Origin of the sequence: Bradyrhizobium tropiciagri (assembly GCF_001189845.1) — a bacterium.
GTDB classification, from domain to species: domain Bacteria; phylum Pseudomonadota; class Alphaproteobacteria; order Rhizobiales; family Xanthobacteraceae; genus Bradyrhizobium; species Bradyrhizobium tropiciagri.
Map to the genome: position 1 here is coordinate 16,325 of NZ_LFLZ01000054.1, position 21,429 is coordinate 37,753.

A 21,429-nucleotide genomic window follows, 5' to 3' on the forward strand; every position below is an offset into this window, starting at 1 on the left:
GGAGGTCTCCGATGCAATCGCTTGAAGCCAACGGCGTGGTCACGGCGTTTGAGAAAACCGGACATGGCGAACCGATCGTGCTGCTGCATGGCGGCGAAGCCGATCATTCGATGTTCGACGGCCTTGCGCCGGTGCTGGCGACGCATTTCACCGTGATCGCTTACGACCAGCGCGATTCCGGCGCCACAAGGAATCCTCCGTCGTCCTATTCGCTGGCCGATCTCGCCGATGATGCCGCCGCCTTGATCCGAGGGCTCGGCTACGATCGTGCCCATGTCTTCGGCACCTCGCTGGGTGGGCAGATCGCGCAAGTGTTGGCAGCGCGCCATCCCGGCAGCATCGATCGCCTGATCCTGAGCAGCACCTGGAAGGTCAACAGGAGCCCACTGGTCGTCAATGCGGATACTTTCCGCACACTCGCGTCCTACCGCGCGGACACCGTAGGCAACGCGCCGAAGATTGCGGAGTTCTTCTTCCCGCCGGAGTACCTGCGCACACGGCCTCAACTGATCGAGATCTTCCGCGGCTCAAGCCGCGACGACGGCCAGAAGGCGCGACGCGGCGCGCTGCTCGCGCAACCTGTCGCCGCCGAATTGGCCAGGTTCGATCGCCCGACGCTACTGCTCGTGGGCGGCGAGGACCGGCTGATCCCGAATGCAGAGACATTCGCACTCGCCCGCGATCTCGCACGCGTCGAAACCAGGACAATCGCAAACGCGGGCCACGTTGCCTCGATCCAGGCCCCCGAGCGGGTGGCGGAAGCGGTGACGGCGTTTCTGAATTCAAAAAAGAAGGCGGCTTGACAACAACGGGGGGAGACTATGGCAGAGCAAACGAACGCAGTGCCGTTCGACGAAGCGCCGGTGACGACGCGCTATTGGCTATCGATCATCATCTTCGCGATCTCCGGCGTGGTCGATTTCTTCGATTTCTTCGTGGTCGGATTTCTGGTCTCGGTGCTGGCGCCGAAATGGCACCTGACATTCGGGCAAACCTCGATCATGCTGATGAGCGCCGGTATCGGGGCGATGCTCGGGGCGTTCGCCGCCGGGATCCTCGCTGATCGTTTCGGGCGCAAGCCGCTGGCGGTGGCGGGCGTCATGCTGTGCGGCCTGACCTCGGGCGCGATCGCGTTCATTCCGGAAGACGGCTGGGTTGCGTTCGCGGTCCTGCGCTTCTTCGTCGGCTTCGGCCTTGCCGCGGGCGCGGCGGCGGCGGTTCCTGCCATCGTCGAATTCGCTCCGACCCGTCATCGCACACTGGTCACGAGCCTCGTGGTCGTGCCGGTCGCCTTCGGTGTGCTGTCGGCGTCGGTGACGGCGAGCTTCCTGCTGCCGCTGGTCGGCTGGCGCGGATTGGCAGCGGTCGGCTTCCTGCCGATCATTCTTGGAATTCTGACCATGATCATCATGCCGGAATCGCCGCGCTGGCTGATCAGCAAGGGCCGCGTGCGCGAGGCCCAGGCGAGCATCCGGAAACTCTACCGGGTCGGCGGCGAGTCATTCGCGCTGCCCGCACTGCCGCCGGCCAACCCGGCGACATTCGCTGATCTCTTTGCCGAGCAGCGGCGCTTCTGGTTGACGGTCCTGATCTGGTTCGGCGCCAGCACGGCGAATTACGGCGTGTTCCTGTGGGGGCCGACCATCGTCGCGCTGCTGCTCGGCGTCGCGCCGCAGGAAGCGGCAAAGATGTTCATCTATGTCAGCCTCGCCGGTGTCCTCGGCCGAACCGGCTTTGCCTTTCTCGCCCATCGGATCGGCCGCAAGCCCTGCGGTCAGTTGATGGGCTATGGCACCGCGGTTTCGCTGGCGCTCGCCGCCTATTTTCATAATGACTTCGCCGGCTCGGTGCCGCTGTTCCTGGTCTTCCTGATCGTCGGCGCCGTGTTCTTCGATGGTGGATTTTCCAACATCGGGCCGTATCCCGCGGAGATCTTTCCGGTCCAGCTCTCGGGACGCGCGGTCGGCCTTGCTCAGCTGTCGAACGGGGTCGGCAAGATCGTGGGCCCGCTGTGTCTCGCATTGATCGCTGGGGCCGACAATCTGGTGCATCCAAGCGCGACCGCGGCGGCGGTGATGCCGGCGTTCTGCTTCCTTGCCGGTGCAGGCCTCCTGATCGGGCTCGCCTTCACGTTCCTCGGCGTCGAGCCGCACGGGCGACCTGTGGCCTTGTTCGGTGAGAACGCAGGCGCCGCACCGAAATCGTTGGCCGCGAAAACCGCAAGCTAAGACAAAGGGTCATACCATGGACAATGCGTTCGACACGATCGCAACGGCGGCGCCGTTCGATACTGCGAAGCTCGATCGGCTGATGGATGAGGCGGGGCTCGACATCCTGATCGCGACCTCGCGTCACAATGTGCAGTATCTGCTCGGCGGATATCGTTTCTTCTTCTTCGACGTCATGGAGGCGATCGGCACCAGCCGCTATCTGCCGGTCTTCGTCTATCAGAAGGGACACCCTGAGAACTCCATCTACATCGGCAATCGCATGGAGAAGTTCGAGCACGATCTCGGACGGATATGGACGCCGCTTGTCAAGACAGGCAGCTGGGGAACGATCGATGCGATCGGCCCTGCGATCGATCACGTGAAAAAGCTCGGGCGCGCGGCCAAACGCGTCGGCATCGAGGCCGGCTTCCTGCCGGCCGACGCCAGGGATCATCTTCTGGCTGGCCTTGACGGCGTCGAGCTCCGCGAGGCCCATTTCACGCTTGAGCGCCTCCGTGCAATCAAATCTCCCGCCGAACTGGACCTCATCAGGGAGGCTTCCGAACGCGTCGTCGATGCGATGATGGCCACGTTCAAGAACTGCGCTCCGGGGATGACCAAGCACGACGTCGTCGCCCGTCTCCGCCGCGAAGAGCAGGAGTGCGATCTCGTCTTCGAATATTGCCTGATCGCCGCCGGCAAGAGCCATAACCGCGCGCCGTCGAACCAGCGGCTCACGGAGGGGGATGTGATCTCGATCGATTCCGGCGGAAACTACCGGGGCTATATCGGCGACCTCAGCCGCATGGGCATCCTGGGTGAGCCCGACAGTGAGTTGCGCGAGCTGCTGCAAGAAATCGAGGACATCCAGCAGGTGGCGCGGCGCGCGATCCAGCCGGGCGCCTTGGGTGGCGACATCATTGCGGCGGGCGAGGCTGCCGTCAAATCGTCGCCGCATCGCGCCGTGCTCGACTTCACTGCCCACGGCATCGGGCTCGTCAGTCACGAGGCGCCGCGCCTCACCGCAACCGGCCCGGTGCCTTACGCGCCGTACGACGCCGACCAGCCGCTCGAGCGCGGAATGGTGATCTCGATCGAAACCGCGCTGCTGCATCCGGCGCGCGGCTACATCAAGCTCGAGGATACGCTGATCGTCACCGAAGCGGGCTGGGACGCGCCCGGAGATCACGGCCGGGGGTGGAATACATCGCGTCTCATGGCGTGAACTGGTCAACGCCAGGGCGGCATGTTTGGATGGGTCACCGATTGGGCTGCGGTGGCGGGGCGTTCGTCGGCCTATTTCGGAATATTAGAAATATATCCCTGAGTTGCCCGACGTGTCAAGCCGCTGGCCGCCGCCCGCTGCTTTGCATGGGGTTGTTTTCGATATTTGGCAACGCCCCCCTGCCGGTGGTCTTTGCTTCACTCGAGCCTCCGGTCATGCGATGCTTCCGAGCTGGATGCAGCGGCGGTTCCGTGCCGTCTGCTCGCCAGGGCGGCGCCGACGATGGGCAGGTGCAACCGATAAGGATTGCCTCCCATCGACAGAAGCGACCCGATGACCGCCAACGCGCTCCGCGACTATGCCCAAAGCATCCTGACCGCCCGGGTCTATGACGTGGCGGTCGAGACGCCGCTCGATCCGATGCCGCGGCTCTCGGAGCGCTTGTCGCGATCCGTGTTGCTGAAGCGGGAGGATTTTCAGCCGATCTTCTCGTTCAAGCTTCGCGGCGCCTACAACAAGATCGTCAGGCTGCCGGACGCGCAGCGCCGGCTGGGCGTGATCTGCGCGTCGGCGGGCAATCATGCCCAGGGCGTGGCGCTGTCGGCGCGCAAGCTCGGTATTCCCGCGACGATCGTGATGCCGCGGACGACGCCCGCCATCAAGGTCGAAGCCGTGCGGCGTCTGGGCGGTGACGTGGTCCTGCATGGCGACACCTTCGACGACGCGCAGGCCAAAGCCCGGGAAATCGAGGTCGCGCGCGGCCTGACCTTCGTGCATCCGTTCGACGACCCCGACGTGATCGCCGGTCAGGGGACCGTCGGGATGGAAATCCTGCGGCAGCATCCCGATCCGATCGAGGCGATCTTCGTGCCGATCGGCGGGGGCGGGCTGGCGGCAGGTGTCGCCGCCTTCGTGAAGTTCCTCAATCCCTCGATCAAGGTCGTCGGCGTCGAGCCGGCGGACGCTGCCTCGATGGCGGCGGCGCTCGCCAAGGGGAGCGTCGTCGCGCTGGATCAGGTCGGGCTGTTCGCCGATGGTGTCGCGGTCCGCAAGGTGGGAGCCGAGACATTCCGGCTCTGCCGCGACCTGCTTGACGAGGTCGTCACCGTCGATACCGACGCGATGTGCGCGGCGATCAAGGACATCTTCGATGACGTGCGATCGGTTGCCGAGCCGTCCGGGGCGTTGGCGCTCGCCGGCCTCAAGGCCTATGCCGAGCGCGGCGCGCTGAGCGACGGCAGCCTGATTGCCGTGAACAGCGGGGCCAACCTGAATTTCGACCGGCTGCGCACCATCGCCGACCGCGCCGAGGTCGGCGAGCATCGTGAGGCCTTGCTTGCAGTCACGGTGCCGGAGAAGCCGGGTAGCTATCGGCACTTCATCCGCATCCTCGGCTCGCGCGCCATCACCGAGTTCAACTACCGCTTCAACGAGACGACCGCGCCGGCGCAGCTGTTCGTCGGCATCGCGCTGAGCCGCGGCGAGGCCGAGAAGCGGGAGGTCATGGAGCTGCTGCGCCGCGAGGGCTATCCGATCCTTGATCTGAGCGAGAACGAGATGGCCAAGGACCATGTGCGCTACATGGTGGGTGGCCGCGCGCCGCTGCTCAGGGACGAAGTGATCTACCGCTTCGAGTTTCCGGAGCGTCCCGGCGCATTGCTGAAATTCCTCGAGAGCCTCGCGCCCGACTGGAACATCTCGCTGTTCCACTACCGCAACCACGGCGCCGACTACGGACGCATCCTGGCAGGTATCGAGGTCAAGCCGCAGGAGCGCGCCCGGTTCGTCCAGGCGCTGGATGCGCTCGGCTATCCTTACTGGAACGAGAGCGAGAATCCGGCATATCGGCTGTTTCTGTCTGCCGAGACGGGATGAAGATCCACTCGCAGCGATTCAAATTCTGCCGGCAACCAGCTTGAGCGAGCCGGCAATTCCTGTCGCGACCACAAGGATCACTGCCATTCCGATCATGCCGGCGTTGAACGATCCCGTCGCGTCCTTCAGGAAGCCGACCATGTAAGGGCCGACGAAGCCACCGAACGCACCGACGGAGTTGATGAACGCGATGCCGCCGGCTGCCGCGGCACCGGTCAGGAAGCTCTGCGGGATCGTGTAGAACACCGTTCGTGCCGAAATGGTGCCGACCAGCGCCAGCGTCAGGCAGGCGAGCGCCGGAACGAGCGAGCTGAAGACCACGGAGAGTGCAAGCCCGAGGGCGCCCAGGATTAGCGCGGCCATGAGGTTGTAGATCTTCTGGCCTTTTCGATCGACCAGACGCGCCCAGAACAGCATGCCGATCGTCGCGAACAAATAGGGGATCGCCGACATCCACCCGACCTGCATGTTGCTCAGGCCGTGGCTTTTCAGGATCAATGGCAGCCAGATGCCGATGCCGTAGGAGCCGATCGTGAAGGCGAAGGTGATCGCGGTGAGCATCAGGACGCGCGTGTCCTGCATGGCGGCCCATAGATCCTTTTTGGGCTTGTCGTGCTTGTCGCCGGCAAGGGCGGCGAGAAGCGCGTGCCCCTCGTCAGCCGTGAGCCAGCGGGCCTGCTCGGGCGTGTCGGCGAGCAGCACGAGACAGAGAACCCCGAGCAGGCAAGCCGGAAGACCTTCGAGCAGGAACATCCATTGCCAGCCTGCGAGTCCCCAGAATCCGTCCATGCCGAGCAGGGCCGCCGAGATCGGGCTGCCGAGCAGCGAGGAGAGCGGCGTCGCGGCCATGAACAGGGCAAGCACACCCGTCCTGTGCTTTTCAGGAAACCAGATCGAGAGGTACCAGATCACGCCCGGAAAGAAGCCGGCCTCGAATACGCCGAGCAGAAAGCGGATCGCGTAAAAGCTGTAGGGTCCGACTGCGAACGCGGTCGCGGCAGCGGCGAGGCCCCAGGTGATCATGATGCGGGCGAGCCAGCGCCGGGCCCCGAACCGGTACATCATCATGTTGCTGGGGACTTCCAGTAGGCAGTAGCTGAAGAACAGGATGCCGGCGCCCCAGCCGAATTGCGTGGCGCTCAGGCCGATATCCTTGTTCATTTGCAGCGCAGCAAAGCCGACGCTGGTGCGGTCGAGGTAGTTGAAGAGGTAGGCGAGGCCGAGCAGCGGAACGAGGCGCCAGGTGTTCTTGGACAGGGCGCTCGCGAGCAATCCTGCATCCGGATTGCCCTCCGTCAACGATCCGTTGGCCGCGATCTCGGTCATCCGCCGATCCTCCCTGCATCTGGCCGGTTACCCCGATGAGGCCCGGCCGTGTTAGGGTCAGAGATGCCAGAAAGAGCGGACAGCGGTCCAATCGCTAATGTTCAAGAAACGATAACCGGGAGGAAGAAGTGGACCTTCGCGACCTCACCTATTTCGAGGTGATTGCCGACCTCGGCCATATGGGCCGGGCCGCCGACAAGCTCGGCCGCACCCAGCCCGCGCTGACCAAATGCATTCAGCGCCTCGAAGAAGCGGTGGGCGCCGATCTGTTCGAGCGGACCTGGCGCGGGATCACCCTCACGCGCGTCGGTGAAGTGCTGCTGGCACGCGCCCGGCGGATGCGCGAGGCCATGGAGGAATCGCTGCGCGAGGTCACCGATTTCGCTGCCGGCGCGGCCGGTCGCGTCAGCATCGGCTGCGGTGCGACGATGGGCGAGTACCTGCTGCCGCAGATCTGCCGCGCCATCATCGCCGATGCGCCGGGCCTCGCGATCGAGGTGCAGATCGGAATGAGCGGCGTGGTCAGGGCGGCGCTTCGCGAGCGGACGCTGGATCTTGCGATCGGCCCGATCCTTCCGTCCGACGAGCAGGAGTTCAGTCACGAGGCGTTCGGCATGGACGACGTCGTCGTGGTCGCGGCCAAGGACCATCCGCTGTGCGGCAAGCGGCTCGCCATCGAGGATCTCGTCGCAGCAAAATGGGTGCTGCCGGCCCGCACCGTGGCGATGCGACAGTGGCTCGACAACGTCTTCGAGGCGCATGGTCTTGCGCCGCCGACGGTCCAGATCGAGACCAATTCGATCACGACGCTGCCCAAGCTGATCGCCGACACGGCGCTGCTCAGCTTCACCTCCACGCGGAACCTGCATCCACTTCGCTTGGGCAGCCAGCTCGACCGCCTGATGATCGACACCACGACGATGCGAAGGCCGCTGGGTTTCGTCACCCGCCGCGATGGCTATCTGTCGCCGGCCGCGCAGCGCGTCGTGAGCCTGCTCAAATCGAGGGGGCGTGACTTCCTCGAACAGGTCACGTTGCCCGGCATGACGGATGCCGCAGCCGCCATGCCGGCCATCGTGGTCAGCCGGGCAGAGCGAGCCCATAAACGCGTGCGGCAGTCCCACTGAACAGGTTCGCGCGATCGCTCTCGCTGGCATGGCGCGTCAGGCGTTTGAACGCATTCCACACCGATCCATAGCCATACGAGCCCTTGTCGACCGGAAAATTGCTCTCGAACATGCATCGTTGCGCGCCGAACGCCTCGATGCAGACTTCGATATAGGGCCGCCAGGCCTCTGCGAGGACTTCTGACGCCGGCGCGGCGTCGTGTGTCTCGAAACCGAATCCATTGATGCGCATGCCAAGGCCGCCGAGCTTGACGCAGACATTCTCGCATCTTGCGAGGTCGCGGATCGCGCGCGACCATTCGGCGAAGACGTCGTCGCGTCGATCTTTGTAGGCGCCGATCCCCACGATCCCGCCGAGATGGTCGAGCACAACAGTGGTGTGCGGAAACGCCCGCGCGAGTGCGGTCAGCTCGGGAATTTGCGGATGGAACAGCCATGCGTCGAACACCAGCCCCAACGGCGCCAGCCGCGCGAACCCGGCGCGAAACGCGGCATCGCCGAGCAGCCCGGGTGGACCGGCGCTCAGCGGATTCATCAGGCTTCGATCCGCATCCCACACGGTGATATGCCGGACGCCGCGAATCCGGTCCGGCGCGGCGGCGATGTGGGCCTCCAGCACCGGCGTCACCGCGTCTCCGAGACGCAGATCGGCGTGACCGACGATCCCGGCACAGAGGCGCCGCGGTCCGTAATTGCCGCTCGCGCTCATGGCCGCGACGCCGTTGACGAACTCGGTTTCGCCGACGACGCGCATCGTGGCCGGTCCATCGGCCCGGTACATCGCCTGGCACTGCATGAAGACGCTCGCCATGACGTTGTGGCCGCTGCCGGCGATATCGGCGAGATACTCGTCGAACAGATATCGCCAGCCTTGCCGGTCCCAGAGATGCTGGTGGGCGTCGATGATCGGCAGCTCGGGCTCGAGCGCCGCCTCGACGCCGCGCGCCAGCCAGTCCGGCCGCACGGCAAGATAGTTGCCGCCTCCGGTCGGCGACGCGATCACTTGGCGAAATCCCGCGGAGCAGGTCCGGTGTAGCGATAGGGGATGCCCGGTGGCATCGGTCCCTTGATCCGGCCACCTTGCTGCGATTGCTCCCACGCATGTGCAAGGATGCCGACAGAACGGGAGAGGATGAACAGGCCGCGGCCCAGCGCAGGCGAAAAGCCCAGCTCCGAATAGATGACCGCAGTTGCGCCATCGATGTTCATGGGAATCTTGCGGCCCTTGCGCTGCTGCATCTCGGCCTCGACGCCGCGGCCGATTTCGGCGAAGCGTCCGGACACGACCTCATTGCTGCATGCCACGTCGACGAGTTCGAGCAGCCGGGGCGAGCGCGGATCGACCGGATGAAAGCGGTGCCCGAAACCGGGCACGATCTTGCCATTCGCTGCGATGAAAGCGTCGAGGCCCTGCTGGATGGCCGTCGTCAACTCGATGCCCGCGTCCTGGCGGAGCGCGATGTCGGCGTACAGCTCCATGCATTGTTCGCCGGCGCCGCCGTGAATGTCGTCCAGCACGTTGATGGCCGACGCCATCGCACCGTTGAGGGGAAGCCCACAGGTCACGGCCATCCGTCCGATCGCGATCGACGGCGCCTGGGGACCGTGATCCACGGCGGAGACCAGAGCGGCCTCCAACAGCGCGCCTTGCTCTGCCGATGGGAGATCGCCCTTCAGCATCAGCCAGATCATTTGCGGGAACGACACCCGGCCGATCAGTTGCTCGATCGGGAAGCCGCGAAAGCGGATCACGCCTGGCTTCATGTCGATTATGTCGGTCGACCACCATTGGGTGGCCTTTTGCAGCAGGTCTGCGGAGCCTTGATCGGTCATGGCATCTGTCCTCGATTGCGTCTTAAGTGCTTGAGGTTTCGGCGCGCGCCTTCAGGTCCGGCATCTTGACGGTCTCCTTCACGGTCGGCCGGTTGTCGAAGGCGACGACGCCGCGCTCGCCGAGCGCTCGGATCTCGTCGCGTGTGAAGCCGAGCTGTCCGAGCCATTTCTCGGTGTGCTGGCCGAGGCTCGGCGGCGGCGATGGTTCCGGATAGTCGCTCTCGAGCCGGAAGCCCGGGCGCGTGACCCGCATCGTCTGGCCGCCCGAGACCTCAGCCTTCAGGCTCTCGACGAATTTGCGGCCGACGATCTGCGCTTCGTTGAGCACCTGCGGCACGCTCAGAACGCATCCGGCTGGAACGCCCTTGGCGTTGAACAGCGTTTCCCATTCGGCGGCGGACTTGGCGGCGAGCGCGACCTCGAGCTCGCGCTTCAAGGCGACGCGGTAGTCCTTGCGTGACTGCCGCTCGCGAAACAGCGGATCGGTCTTCAGCTCCGGCCTTCCGACGATGTCGCAAAGCGCTTCGAACTGCTTCTGTTCGTTGGCTGCGATGTTGAGCGGTCCGCAGCCCGTCGCGAACGTGCCGGAGGGGGCTGCCGTGAAATTCTCGTTGCCGATCGGCTGCGGATCGACATTGCCGTTGAGGTGGTTGGAGACTACCCACCCCATCGCGGCCAAGGTCGATTCGAGCAGCGAGACATCGATCTGCCGCCCGCGCCCGGTCTGCCGCTGTTCGACGAGGGCGGCCGTGATCGCAAAGGATGCGGTGAGGCCCGCGATGGTGTCGGCGATCGGAAAGCCGGTGCGCAGCGGCGCGGTTTCGGCATCGCCGGTGACGCTCATGACGCCGGAAAGCCCTTGAACGATCTGATCGTAGGCCGGCCGGCCTGCCCACGGGCCGTCCTGGCCAAAGCCCGAGATCGCGCAATAGATGATGCGCGGGTTGCGCCTGGCGAGCACCTCATAGCCGAGCCCCAGCCGTTCCATGACCTTCGGCCGGAAATTCTCCAGCACCACGTCGGCCGTCTCGACGAGACGAAGGAAGATCTCCTTGCCTTCGTCGGCCTTGAAATCGATCGCGACGGACTGCTTGTCCGCGTTCACGGCGACGAACGACAGGCCCATCAAGTTCTTCGCCATTGCCGGATCGGCGCCGAGCCGGCGCGCGAGATCGCCGCCCTTGGGATTTTCGACCTTGATGACCTCGGCGCCGAGGCGTGCGAGCTGATAGCCGCAGAACGGACCGGCAAGCACGTTCGAAAGGTCGAGGATACGAATGCCGGCGAGGGGCAGTGTCATAGGTGTTCTCCGGATGATGCTTGATTGATCAGACCAGCCCGAGCCAGTGCCACCAGGTCGCGGCGCACAGGGCATAGAGCAGGCAGGCGGCGATGCAGACGATCACGCCGACGCGTGGGAAGTCCTCGACGCGGAGCCGGCCGGTGCCGTAGACGAGGATGTTCGGCAGCGTGTTGTAGAACATCAGCAGCGGGTAACCGCCGATGATCATGCCGGCCGGCAGCGCCAGCGCGACCGGATTGACGCCTGCGGTCGTTGCCATCGCCAGGATGATCGGCAACAGCGCAGTCGCCATGGCAGTCGTGCCGACGAACATGATGTGCATGAACTGCACGATGAACATCACGACCACGATGACGACCAGTGCCGATGCACCGGCGAGGCCAAGCGCATGGAAGATCGAATTCGCCAGCCAGTTGGCGGCGCCGGTCTTGAGCAGGATATCGCCGAGCGACACGCCGCCGCCGGCAATCAGCAGCACCTGCCAGGACACACCCTTGTTGGCGTCGTTCCAGTCGATCACGCCGAAGTGCGGCAGGAACAGCAGGCAGGCTCCCATCAGGCACACCACCGTGGTGTCGAGCCCGGTGAGACCCTGCGTCGCCCACAGGCAGGTCACCAGCATGAACACCGCCAAGGCGCGCCATTCGGCTGACGACATCGATCCCATCGCAGCGAGATTTTGCGAGATGCGGGCGTCGGCCTGGTCGTGGCCGGCCTTGAACTCCGGCGGAAAGACGCGCTGGATGACCCACCAGGTGAACATGGTCATCACCAGCGCCGGCGGGAATCCGTAGAGCAGCCATTCGGCATAGGTGATGGTGTGGCCGCTCATCTTGGCGACGAACTCGACCGTGACGGGATTCGGCACCGTCGCCGTCAACACGCCGGCGCCGATCGTCGCGTTGGTCATCGTGAGGGTCAGCAGCAGATTGATGGCGAATGGCGAGCGGGCTGTCGCACCGAAGATCGTCAGGATGCTGAGGCATTCCGGCAGCAGGATTGCCGTACGTGCCGTCGACGACGGAACGAGGAAGGCGAGCGCAATGTTGACCAGCGTCACGCCGAGGGTGATCCGCGTCGGCGCGCTGCCGAACCGCGCCAGGATGATGTAGGTGATGCGCTCGGCGAGCCGGGTCTTCACCATGGCGGTCGCGAGGATGAAGGCGCCGACGATCAGATACACGGGCGAAGCGGCAAAGCCGTCGAGCGCGGTTCGAAGCGGCGCCGTTCCGCTCAGCACCGCGAGCGGCACCACCATCAGGCTGGCGATGGCCAATGGGATCGCTTCGGTCAGATAGAGCACGAAAATCCCACCAAACAACGCCAGCGCCTTGTGTCCCTGCAAGGACAGCGTCTCCGGGGTCGGGCTTAGCCAGATCGCGGTGGCGACGGCAATTGCGACGGGAACGCCAACCGTCTTCAGCGTGGCCTCCAACGAGCGCGGCGCGCCTTCGCTGGTCTCCGCGCGAGCGTGAGATGACACGTGTTTTCTCCCTGTCGAAGCATGCGGCGATGGATCGGTGCCATCACGGATTTTGATTTTGTGCTTCGCGACGGGATTAGCCCGCGGGTCGAACCAGCGTCCAATTGCAAGTTTTCAGGAGACGATAACCGGCGGGAATGTGCGCGACCGGGCGCGACCCCCGCCCTTGCAATCAGGCGTCCGGTTGCGGCGACGTCAGCCCGACGGAAGACGGTGGCCGGTGGATCAGCGATCGGCAGTGAGCTGCCGGCGATACCGCTCGGCGTCCCAGTTCAGCAGCGCGTGCTCATTCTCCGCCGTCAGATAGTTGACCTGTGCGGTCAGGGGCAATCGGCAGGTGACCAGAGCGAGACAGCTCAGCATGGCTTCGGCGCCATCGCTCGCGTCCTCGCGAATGAGGCTGCCGACATCCGGAATGAGAAGCGCAACCGGCGGCGGCAGGCCGTTCGCGATGATCTGCGCGGTCATGACGCTCAGGCTCTCGTGACGCTCCAGGACTGGCAGGCCAGGGCCAAGGAAGACGACGTGATCGGGATAGAGCGAGCCGCTGGTCGCGACCGCGCGGCTGTAGCGGTCGGTGGCAATGTCGTGGCTGCGCGGATCCCGCGGCAGTCGATAGGTCGTGCCGACGCTGATCGTCCGGAGTGCGTCACGATCCGCAGCCGGCGCGTGACGCTGCTCCAGCGTCAGGCGTTGCTCGACGTCGGCCACCAGCGCCTCCGCCGCGTCGCAGGTGGCAGCGCCGACCACCAGGCCGTGATTGCCGAGGATCAGGACGTCGACGGCATCCTCCGCGATCGCCTGGCTGACCGCGCGCGCGAGCGGCAGCCCCGGATGGTGATAGTCGAGATAGCGCCAGGCCATCCCATCCAATCGCCGGGCAAACTCGTCGCGCGCATCGGTGCGCACCGCCCATGCGATGGTGTTGACCGAATGCACATGCAGCACGATCCGGTGCGGCATCAACGCATGCAGCGAGGTCTCGATCGAGGCGCGCAGCGTCGTTCCGGCATTCGGCGCGAGCGGCACGCGCTCGTCACCTTGCGTCAGCGCCGCGCGTGCCGCCGACAATGCGACCGGCACGAAAATCTCCTTGTCCTCGGCATCGGCGAGCCAGGTGCCTGATGCTTTCACCCACAGCACGTCGCCATCCTTCATAGACGAATTGCCGCCGGCGCCTTGCACCAGCAGGATATTCCGGCCGACGCGTGCCGACATGCAGCGCAGTCCGTTCAGCGTTTGAGGCGGTCGCATCTCGGCTCTCACCAAATCAGATGGTCCATCGTCCAATGCGGCATCCGCGCCGCGGCGCCGGCCGCGGTCTTGATCGCCTGCGGCAGATCGCGCGCCTGCGCAAGCGTCGCACGGTGTGCGCCGGAGCCGATCAAGAGGGTCAGCATGCCGGCGGCGCGTCCACCGGCAATATCGTGATCGAGGGAGTCGCCGATGACGAGGATCCGTTCCGGCGGTGGATGTCCCAGTTGATCGCGCGCGGCGGCGAACATCGGCGGATACGGTTTGCCGACGAACAGTACCGTGCCGCCGAGCGATTGGTAGAACGCGGCGAGCGCGCCGGGCGCAGGGATCAGGCCCGCGGCGCCGAACATCACGAGGTCCGGATTGGCACACAGCATCGGCAGCCGACGTGACGCCGCGGTCGTGAGCTGCGCACGCCAGCGCTCGGGATCGGCTGCGTCATCGTCGAGCCCGCCGAGCAGGATGAAATCAGCTTCGCGGATGTCCGAAGCCATCACAAGGTCGGTGCCGTCGATGATCGAGCGGTCCGCATCGCGCGAGATCAGGAAGCAGGCGCGTCCGAGTTCTGCGAACGGCGCCTGCTCGCGCGCATGCAGGCCGCGCCAGGTGACCTCGCCCGAGGATAAAACGCCGTCATACGCCTCGGGCGGCAGGCCGAGCGCGGCAAGGCGCCGCTCGTTGCTGCCGGCGCGCTTGCCGGAATTGGAGAGGATCAGGATCCGCTTGCCGGCCTCGCGCAACCGCGCCACGCAGTCCAGCGCCGCGGGGAACACCGCGAGCCCCTCGTGCAGCGTGCCCCATTGATCGAGCAGCACATGATCGAAGCGGTCGGCGATGAGGTGAAGGCCGGCGATCGCGGTCGCATCGGCCTTCATGGCGGACCTCCGTTCAGCGCGAGCAGTGCGGCGCCGTAGCTTGCTTCGGTCTGCTCGGCGACCGAGACGGGAACACCGAGCACGCGATGTCTGATTCTGGTCCATGCATCGTTCTTGGCGCCGCCGCCGATGCCGACGACGCGGCGCAGGCGCGGTGCGCCGAGCCGTGCCAGCTGCCGGTAGGCGAGGGCTTCGACCGAGGCGATGCCTTCGAGCAGGCCCTGGAAGAAGCGGCAATCTTCCGCCGGGCGCGGCGTGATCCGCGCGGCCAGCGCGGGATCCGCGATCGGGAAGCGCTCGCCGGGCTTCGGCAGCGGATAGTAGTCGAGCCCGGTCGGTGCATCCGGCACCACTTGCGGTGTCAGCCGCTCCATCTCGTCGGCGGTGAAATGCAGCAGCAGCGCGGCGCCGCCGGAGTTCGAGGCGCCGCCGGCAAGCCAGCGCTCGCCGAGCCGATGCGAATAGACGCCCTGATCGGCCGCGAAGATCGGCTGGGTCGCGAGCTGCTTCACCACCAGCGTGGTGCCGAGCGAGGTGACGGCATCGCCCGGCTGGTCGGCCCGGGTCGCGATGAAGGCGGCAACGCCATCGGTGGTGCCGGCCGCGACGTGGGCCGTGGCGGGCAACCCGAGCGAACGCGCGATCTGCGGATCCAGCTCGGAAAATGGCGTTCCCGGCACCAGCACTTCGGGAAGCAGATCGTCGCGCACGCCGAGCTGGTCAAGCCAGGACGGCCAGGCGCGCGCGACCGGGTCGTAGCCGAGCTTCAGGGCGTTGTTCTCATCGCTGATGCCATGATGGTTCGCGAGCCGCCCCGCGATCCAGTCCGCCTGGTGCACCGCGTGGCGCGCATCGCCGACATAGCCGTCATTCTGCAGATAGAGCAGCTTGGCGAGCGCGCTGCTCGCGCCATGCGCGCCGCTTTCAAGCGGTGCGATCGCCGCGACGCGCGCGGCCTCATGGGTGGCGCGCGCGTCGTTGTACATCAGCCCAGGCGAGCAGGGGCGGCCGGCCGCATCGACCAGCAGCAGCGTGCCTGATGTGCCGTCGACGACGATGCGCGTGACATCGCCAAGAGGAACAGTCTCGCCGAGCTTGCGGATCGCGGCCATCGCGGCCTGCCACCAGAACTCCGGGTTCTGGTCGATGGCGTTGCCGTCGACGCGTGGCGCTGGCAGCGCGATCGAAGCGAAGCCGCGGATGCCGGCCTGCGGATCGATCGCACAGGCGCGGACGCCGCCGGTTCCGACATCGATGCCGAGATACAAGCCTCCCATCCGACCTCACCGCTCTCTCGTGCCCGCGCGTTGACGTTGGTTGCGCTGCAGCACGTTTAGGGGATTGACGCCCCGTTCGGCCTCTGCAATTTTTTGCAGGGCGTGAAGAATTTTGCAAGCGGACTTTTCCGGACATGGCCACATCGCCCGACAGGCTGCCGACGATCGACGGCGAGGCGTCGCTCGCGACCCGCGCGGCGTGGCTGTATTTCGCGGCGGGGCTGACGCAGTCGGAGGTCGCCGACCGTCTCAACATCCAGAGCACCAAGGCGCACCGCCTGATCGCGCGCGCCAGCCGCGAGGGCATGATCCGCGTCTTCGTCGAGGGGCCGGTCGCCGAATGCGTCGCGCTGGAGAACGATCTCACGCAGCGCTTCGGGCTTTCGTTCTGCCGCGTCGCGCCCGATCTCGGCGAGAGCGATCTGCCGCTCAAGGCGCTGGCGCTGGAAGGCGCGAGCTTCCTACGTCAGATCCTGGAGCGCGGCGACGACAAGGTGATCGGCGTCGGTCATGGCCGCACGCTCGCCGCCGTGGTCGAGCAGATGCCGCAGACGCCGGCGCGCGACGCGCAATTCGTGTCGCTGCTCGGCGGACTGACGCGGAAATTTGCCGCCAATCCGTTCGATGTGATTCATCGCCTCGCCGAGCGCACCGGCGCCGAAGCCTATCTGCTGCCGGTGCCGGTGTTCGCCAATTCGGTCGCTGATCGCGCGGTCCTGATGCAGCAATTCGGCATCGCCGATGTGTTCGCGCTGGCGCGCAAGGCCTCGCTGCTGTTCGTTGGTATCGGCCAGGTCAGCCATGACGGCTTTCTGGTGGCGAGCGGCATGATCAAGCCGGACGAGGTCGCCGAGCTGAAGCGCGTCGGCGCCTGCGCCGATCTGCTCGGACATTTCTTCAGCGCCGACGGAACGGTGCTGGACACTGATCTGTCGGCCCGCGCCACCTCCATGAGCATGGCCGATCTCAGGAAGCACCGCATCGTCGCCATCGCCGGCGGTCCGGCCAAGGTGACCGCACTGCGCGGGGTGCTGCGCAGCGGCGTACTGCACGGCCTCATCATCGACGAAGCGACCGCAAAGGCGCTCGCCACCGACAAGCCGGAGACCACATCCGGCAAGACAAGAAGCAAGACCCGGAAGGACAAATAAAACAAGCGTCAACAAGGAGAGGAAATACATGTTCGATCGCGAGAAGAATCTGTTCGACTCCTACGCTGCCAAACGCATCAGCCGCCGCGATCTCCTCGACGGCGCCGCCAAGCTCGGCATCGCCGGCCTTGCCGCAAACGCCGCCTTCGCCTCCTCGATGTCGAAGGCGATGGCCGCGGACTTCAACTGGAAGGCGCAGAGCGGCAAGAGCGTCAAGCTGCTGCTCAACAAGCACCCTTATGTCGATGCGATGATCGGCGACGTCGAGGCGTTCAAGACGCTGACCGGCATGAACGTCACCTACGATATCTTCCCGGAGGACGTCTATTTCGACAAGGTGACGGCGGCGCTGTCGTCGAAGTCGGACCAGTACGATGCCTTCATGACCGGCGCCTACATGACCTGGACCTATGGTCCGGCGGGCTGGATCGAGGACCTCAACACCTACATCAAGGATCCGGCCAAGACCAATCCGGCGTTCGCCTGGGACGACGTGCTGCCGGGCCTGCGTGCCTCCACCGCGTGGGACGGCGTCGCCGGATCTGAGCTCGGCTCCGGCAAGGCCAAGCAGTGGTGTATCCCGTGGGGCTATGAGCTCAACAACATCACCTACAACCGCAACGTCTTCGACAAGGTCGGCGTCAAGCCGCCGAAGAACCTCGACGAGATGCTGGAGGTCGCGGCCAAGATCACCAAGGACGCCGGCGGTCCCTACGGCGTCGGCGTGCGCGGCTCGCGCTCCTGGGCGACCATCCATCCGGGCTTCCTGTCGGCCTATTCGAATTTCGGCCAGAAGGACTTCGTGATGGAGGGCGGCAAGCTGAAGGCCGCGATGAACACCAAGGCCTCGAAGGAATTCCACGACAAGTGGGTCAAGATGATCCAGACCTCGGCCGAAGAACTGGTCGACCTACACCTGGTACCAGGTCGGCACCGATCTCGGCGCCGGCGCCTCCGGCATGATCTTCGATGCCGACATCCTTGGCTACTTCATGAACGGCGGCGACAACAAGGAGAAGGGGCATCTCGGCTACGCGCCGTTCGCCGCCAATCCGGCGGCCAAGGCGCCGACCCCGAATGTCTGGATCTGGTCGCTCGCGATGTCGACCTTCTCCAAGCAGAAGGACGCCGCATGGCTGTTCATGCAATGGGCGGCATCCGTCGAGCATGACCTGTTCGGCGCGCGCAAGATGGACTTCGTCAATCCGGTGCGCACCTCGGTGTGGAAGGACAGCGAGTTCCGCGACCGCATCGCGAAGTCCTATCCCGGCTATCTCGATCAGCACGACATGTCGTCGCCCGGCGCCAAGATCTACTTCACGGCGCAGCCGCTGTTCTTCGACCTGACGACGGAATGGGCCGCCTCGCTGCAGAAGATGGTGGCGAAGGAGGTCAGCGTCGACGAAGGGCTCGACAAGCTCGCCGACAGCATCAACCGCCAGCTCAAGCAGGCCGGTCTCGGCTGACGGGTCGACTGTGCGGTGCTTGATCCCCCGCACCGCACCCATCCGCCGGCTCGGAGCCTTGTCCCATCCGAGCCGGCGGCGTTTGCCAGCGGAACGCGATCTCTTATCATCATGAGCATGGTCCAACTTCTCCAGACGAACGCGCAGGCAGCGCCGGCCAAACCAAGGCCGCGCGTGCGCCTCTTGCCCTATCTGCTGAGCCTGCCGGCGCTGCTCGTCTGCGTGGCGATCCTGGTTCCGTTCGTGACCGCGGCGGTCTATTCGCTGCAGCGCTACCGGCTGAACCTGCCTTATCTGCGCGGCTTCATCGGTGCCGGCAACTACATCGACTTCCTGTCCGATCCGGCGTTCTGGAATACGTTCCGGATCTCGATCACCTATACCGCAGTGACGGTCGTGTTCGAACTGCTGCTCGGCCTCGGCATCGCGCTGCTGCTGCGCCGGCCGACCCGCTTCCACAATGCGGTGTCGATCATGTTGCTGCTGCCGCTGATGACGGCGCCGGCGATCGCCGCGCTGATGTGGAAGCTGATGACCAATCCGAGCTTCGGCATCCTGTCCTATCTGGTCGGCCTGTTCGGCGTCACCGACTTCAAATGGGCCTCCGATCCGTCGAGCGCGCTGTTCACGGTGGTGCTGGTCGATGTCTGGGTCTACACGCCGTTCATCATGATCCTGCTGCTGGCCGGGCTGCGCTCGCTGCCGCGGCAGCCGTTCGAAGCCGCGGCGCTCGACGGCGTGCCGGCGAACTTCGTGTTCTTCCGCATCACGCTGCCGATGCTCGCGCCCTACATCATCACGGCCTCGCTGTTCCGCCTGCTGGATTCGATCCAGCAGTTCGACATCATCTACGCTATGACGCAGGGTGGGCCGGGCGACCGGCTGATGGTGTTCCAGGTGCAGGCCTATCTGGAATTCTTCCAATACACCAATGTCGGCAGGTCGGCGGCGCTGCTGATGATCCTCTGGCTCATCACCAACATCCTGTCGAACATCTTCATCAAGAACTGGCTGCGGCTGCGCGCGCGTGCGCACGGCCACGCGTGAGGGGGAACGGCGCGATGGAACATTCCAGCCCTGCCGGTCGCGTCTTCCGCGGCGTGGCGCTCACGCTGATCCTGATCTTCTTCATGTTTCCGATCGTCTGGATCTTCCTGATGTCGTTCCAGACCAACGAGCAGATCCTGCGGATTCCGCCGCGGGTCCTGTTCGAGCCGACGCTTGCGAATTACGAGGCGCTGATCTCCGGCCAGCTGCGCACCGCGGCCGGCAATCTGCAGATCTCCTTCATGCGCAATCTGTTCAACAGCGTCGTGCTGTCGAGCGCGGCGGTGCTGCTGGCGCTGCTGCTCGGCGTGCCGGCCGCCTACGCCTTTGCGCGGTTCAAGTTCCGGCTCGGCGAGAGCATCGCCTTCACGCTGCTGTCGTTCCGCTTCGCGCCGCCGCTGCTCGTGCTGCTGCCGTTGTCGCTGTACTACCAGGAGCTCGGGCTCAACGACACTTACTTTGGCATCGTCTGGGTCTATCAGCTGATCGCGCTGCCGCTGATCCTGTGGATCGTGCGCGGCTATTTCGAGGATATCAGCCCCGACATCGAGCATGCCTACCGGCTGGCCGGGCATTCCTGGCGTGAGGCCTTCACCCGGATCGCGGTGCCGCTGGCGGGGCCGGGCATCGCCGCGGCGGGGTTGCTGTCGTTCATCTTCTGCTGGAACAATTTCGTCTTCGCGCTGATTTTAGCGTCCGCCGACAAGCAACCGGTGACGGTCGGCGCGCTGGCCTTCGTCACCGCGTCGGGAATCCAGTACGGGCAGATCGCGGCGGCGATTGTGCTGTCGGTGACGCCGACGCTGTTGCTCGCGCTCTATGCGCAGCGCTACCTGGTCGAGGGTCTCTCGCTCGGCGCGGTGAAAGGCTGAACCGATGGCGCGTCTCGATATCAATTCGGTGAGCAAGGCATTCGGTGCGGCGCGGCCCGCCGACGGATTGTCGCTGGCGGTCGAGCCCGGCGAGATCGTAGCAGTGTTCGGGCCGTCCGGCAGCGGCAAGACCGTGTTGTTGCGCATGATCGCGGGGATGTTCGAGCCCGACGACGGCGACATCCTGATCGGCGGCCGCTCGGTTGTCGGCGCCCCGCCGGAGCGGCGCGGCATCGGCATGGCGTTCCAGAATTTTGCCCTGTTCCCGCACATGACCGCCCGCGACAATATCGCTAGCGGCCTTCGCGCCAGCGGCAACGAGGTTGCCAGCCGCGTTGCCGCGATCAGCAAGCTGCTCAAGATCGAGCACGTGCTCAGCCACGCGCCGCGCGAATTGTCGAACGGGCAGAAGCAGCGCACGGCGTTGGCGCGGGCGCTGATCGGCAATCCGGATGTGCTGCTGCTCGATGATCCCCTGCGCAATGTCGACGCCAAGCTGCGCTACGAGATGCGTCTCGAGCTGCCGAACCTGCTGCGGCGCGGGACCGCCGCTGTGCTCTACGTGACCCAGGACTATCGCGAGGCGATGGCGATCGCCGACCGCATCGCGGTCTTGATCGACGGCCGCCTCGCGCAGGTCGCAACGCCTGCCGATATCTATGCCCAGCCCGCGTCGGTTGCGATCGCGCGACTGTTCGGTGATCCGACCATCAACCTCGCCGAAGTCTCACCGGTCGCCGAGCATGGTGTGCTATCGGCCACGGTCGCCGGCGCACGGATGCGGCTCGGTGCCGCCGATGGCGCCGCGCCTGCCGGTGCGTGCTGGCTTGGCGTCCGGCCGGAAGATATTGCGGTCTCCTCCGCGTCCACGGATGACGCCATCCCCGCGCGTATCCTCGCGATCACCCCGATGCACGAGAAGGCGGTGCTGCTGCTCCGTCTCGCCGATGGAACGGAGTGGCTGGCAGCGCTGCCGCCGGATGTGCCGCACAGTGCGGCCGACGATAATGTCTTCGTCCGCTTCGCGAGCGATGCTGCGATGCTGTTCGATCGCGCGACCGGGCTCCGGATCGGGCCGACGCACCGGCTCAAGGCGGCATAG

General features: G+C 65.5%; 17 protein-coding genes and 1 pseudogene. 10 read left to right on the forward strand and 8 right to left on the reverse strand.

Annotation, left to right across the window (positions count from 1 at the left end):
* Positions 1 to 11 precede the first annotated feature (11 nt).
* The 4 genes from AKN84_RS31915 to ilvA all read left to right on the forward strand — a co-directional run bounded on the left by AKN84_RS31915 (position 12) and on the right by ilvA (position 5,310).
* Positions 12 to 803 carry an alpha/beta fold hydrolase gene (locus AKN84_RS31915; protein ID WP_050424451.1) on the forward strand — a complete coding sequence of 264 codons (792 nt, stop codon included), beginning with the start codon at positions 12 to 14 and terminating at the stop codon, positions 801 to 803.
* An 18-nt stretch (positions 804 to 821) separates the two neighbouring features.
* On the forward strand, positions 822 to 2,228 hold the full coding sequence (locus AKN84_RS31920) for an MFS transporter (RefSeq protein WP_128971312.1): 1,407 nt from the start codon (positions 822 to 824) through the stop codon (positions 2,226 to 2,228).
* Positions 2,229 to 2,244: 16 nt separating this feature from the next.
* Entirely contained in the window at positions 2,245 to 3,435 is a 1,191-nt protein-coding gene (locus AKN84_RS31925; protein ID WP_050424453.1) for a M24 family metallopeptidase, read from the forward strand.
* Positions 3,436 to 3,768: 333 nt separating this feature from the next.
* Positions 3,769 to 5,310 (forward strand): threonine ammonia-lyase, biosynthetic, encoded by a 1,542-nt coding sequence (ilvA, locus tag AKN84_RS31930; protein ID WP_050424454.1) that lies wholly within the window; start codon positions 3,769 to 3,771, stop codon positions 5,308 to 5,310.
* Positions 5,311 to 5,328: 18 nt separating this feature from the next.
* On the opposite strand, the gene AKN84_RS31935 is transcribed toward ilvA, so the two are convergent.
* Positions 5,329 to 6,636 (reverse strand): MFS transporter, encoded by a 1,308-nt coding sequence (locus AKN84_RS31935; RefSeq protein ID WP_050424455.1) that lies wholly within the window; start codon positions 6,634 to 6,636, stop codon positions 5,329 to 5,331.
* Between the two features lie 128 nt (positions 6,637 to 6,764).
* Between AKN84_RS31935 and AKN84_RS31940 the strand changes: the two genes are divergently transcribed.
* Positions 6,765 to 7,763 carry a LysR family transcriptional regulator gene (locus tag AKN84_RS31940; protein ID WP_128971313.1) on the forward strand — a complete coding sequence of 333 codons (999 nt, stop codon included), beginning with the start codon at positions 6,765 to 6,767 and terminating at the stop codon, positions 7,761 to 7,763.
* Here the strand turns inward: AKN84_RS31940 and AKN84_RS31945 are convergent.
* From AKN84_RS31945 to AKN84_RS31975, 7 genes are all read right to left on the reverse strand, one after another.
* Positions 7,717 to 8,766 (reverse strand): amidohydrolase family protein, encoded by a 1,050-nt coding sequence (locus AKN84_RS31945; protein ID WP_202814713.1) that lies wholly within the window; start codon positions 8,764 to 8,766, stop codon positions 7,717 to 7,719. The genes AKN84_RS31940 and AKN84_RS31945 overlap by 47 nt on opposite strands.
* Positions 8,763 to 9,596, reverse strand: coding sequence for a citryl-CoA lyase (locus AKN84_RS31950; protein WP_050424456.1), 834 nt, complete (start codon positions 9,594 to 9,596; stop codon positions 8,763 to 8,765). The genes AKN84_RS31945 and AKN84_RS31950 overlap by 4 nt, the downstream gene beginning before the upstream one ends.
* 22 nt (positions 9,597 to 9,618) lie before the next feature.
* Positions 9,619 to 10,896: a CaiB/BaiF CoA transferase family protein gene (locus AKN84_RS31955; RefSeq protein WP_050424457.1), complete on the reverse strand. Its 1,278-nt coding sequence runs from the start codon at positions 10,894 to 10,896 to the stop codon at positions 9,619 to 9,621.
* A 28-nt stretch (positions 10,897 to 10,924) separates the two neighbouring features.
* Complete coding sequence (locus AKN84_RS31960) at positions 10,925 to 12,382, reverse strand: SLC13 family permease (RefSeq protein WP_050424458.1); 1,458 nt, start codon at positions 12,380 to 12,382, stop codon at positions 10,925 to 10,927.
* A 225-nt stretch (positions 12,383 to 12,607) separates the two neighbouring features.
* Entirely contained in the window at positions 12,608 to 13,636 is a 1,029-nt protein-coding gene (locus AKN84_RS31965; protein WP_050424459.1) for a class II aldolase/adducin family protein, read from the reverse strand.
* 8 nt (positions 13,637 to 13,644) lie between these two features.
* Positions 13,645 to 14,514: a TIGR01459 family HAD-type hydrolase gene (locus tag AKN84_RS31970; protein WP_050424460.1), complete on the reverse strand. Its 870-nt coding sequence runs from the start codon at positions 14,512 to 14,514 to the stop codon at positions 13,645 to 13,647.
* A complete protein-coding gene (locus tag AKN84_RS31975) occupies positions 14,511 to 15,791 on the reverse strand; it encodes an FGGY-family carbohydrate kinase (RefSeq protein WP_050424461.1) in 1,281 nt (426 codons plus the stop codon). Before AKN84_RS31975 ends, AKN84_RS31970 begins: the two co-directional genes overlap by 4 nt.
* Before the next feature lie 134 nt (positions 15,792 to 15,925).
* On the opposite strand from AKN84_RS31975, the gene AKN84_RS31980 reads away from it, so the two are divergent.
* The 5 genes and pseudogenes from AKN84_RS31980 to AKN84_RS32000 all read left to right on the forward strand — a co-directional run bounded on the left by AKN84_RS31980 (position 15,926) and on the right by AKN84_RS32000 (position 21,429).
* Complete coding sequence (locus AKN84_RS31980; protein ID WP_050424462.1) at positions 15,926 to 16,942, forward strand: sugar-binding transcriptional regulator; 1,017 nt, start codon at positions 15,926 to 15,928, stop codon at positions 16,940 to 16,942.
* A gap of 28 nt (positions 16,943 to 16,970) precedes the next feature.
* Positions 16,971 to 18,408, forward strand: a pseudogene (locus tag AKN84_RS31985) (extracellular solute-binding protein).
* A gap of 117 nt (positions 18,409 to 18,525) precedes the next feature.
* A complete protein-coding gene (locus tag AKN84_RS31990) occupies positions 18,526 to 19,455 on the forward strand; it encodes a carbohydrate ABC transporter permease (RefSeq protein WP_193399700.1) in 930 nt (309 codons plus the stop codon).
* 14 nt (positions 19,456 to 19,469) lie between these two features.
* Positions 19,470 to 20,327, forward strand: a complete 858-nt coding sequence (locus AKN84_RS31995; protein WP_050424464.1) for a carbohydrate ABC transporter permease — start codon at positions 19,470 to 19,472, stop codon at positions 20,325 to 20,327.
* A 4-nt stretch (positions 20,328 to 20,331) separates the two neighbouring features.
* Positions 20,332 to 21,429, forward strand: coding sequence for an ABC transporter ATP-binding protein (locus AKN84_RS32000; protein ID WP_050424465.1), 1,098 nt, complete (start codon positions 20,332 to 20,334; stop codon positions 21,427 to 21,429).

Coding starts and splice junctions, on each gene's coding strand:
- AKN84_RS31915 (WP_050424451.1), top strand. CDS start 12: ATGCAATCGCTTGAAGCCAACGGCGTGGTCACGGCGTTTGAGAAAACC.
- AKN84_RS31920 (WP_128971312.1), top strand. CDS start 822: ATGGCAGAGCAAACGAACGCAGTGCCGTTCGACGAAGCGCCGGTGACG.
- AKN84_RS31925 (WP_050424453.1), top strand. CDS start 2,245: ATGGACAATGCGTTCGACACGATCGCAACGGCGGCGCCGTTCGATACT.
- ilvA (WP_050424454.1), top strand. CDS start 3,769: ATGACCGCCAACGCGCTCCGCGACTATGCCCAAAGCATCCTGACCGCC.
- AKN84_RS31935 (WP_050424455.1), bottom strand. CDS start 6,636: ATGACCGAGATCGCGGCCAACGGATCGTTGACGGAGGGCAATCCGGAT.
- AKN84_RS31950 (WP_050424456.1), bottom strand. CDS start 9,596: ATGACCGATCAAGGCTCCGCAGACCTGCTGCAAAAGGCCACCCAATGG.
- AKN84_RS31955 (WP_050424457.1), bottom strand. CDS start 10,896: ATGACACTGCCCCTCGCCGGCATTCGTATCCTCGACCTTTCGAACGTG.
- AKN84_RS31965 (WP_050424459.1), bottom strand. CDS start 13,636: ATGCGACCGCCTCAAACGCTGAACGGACTGCGCTGCATGTCGGCACGC.
- AKN84_RS31970 (WP_050424460.1), bottom strand. CDS start 14,514: ATGAAGGCCGATGCGACCGCGATCGCCGGCCTTCACCTCATCGCCGAC.
- AKN84_RS31975 (WP_050424461.1), bottom strand. CDS start 15,791: ATGGGAGGCTTGTATCTCGGCATCGATGTCGGAACCGGCGGCGTCCGC.
- AKN84_RS31980 (WP_050424462.1), top strand. CDS start 15,926: ATGGCCACATCGCCCGACAGGCTGCCGACGATCGACGGCGAGGCGTCG.
- AKN84_RS31990 (WP_193399700.1), top strand. CDS start 18,526: ATGGTCCAACTTCTCCAGACGAACGCGCAGGCAGCGCCGGCCAAACCA.
- AKN84_RS31995 (WP_050424464.1), top strand. CDS start 19,470: ATGGAACATTCCAGCCCTGCCGGTCGCGTCTTCCGCGGCGTGGCGCTC.
- AKN84_RS32000 (WP_050424465.1), top strand. CDS start 20,332: ATGGCGCGTCTCGATATCAATTCGGTGAGCAAGGCATTCGGTGCGGCG.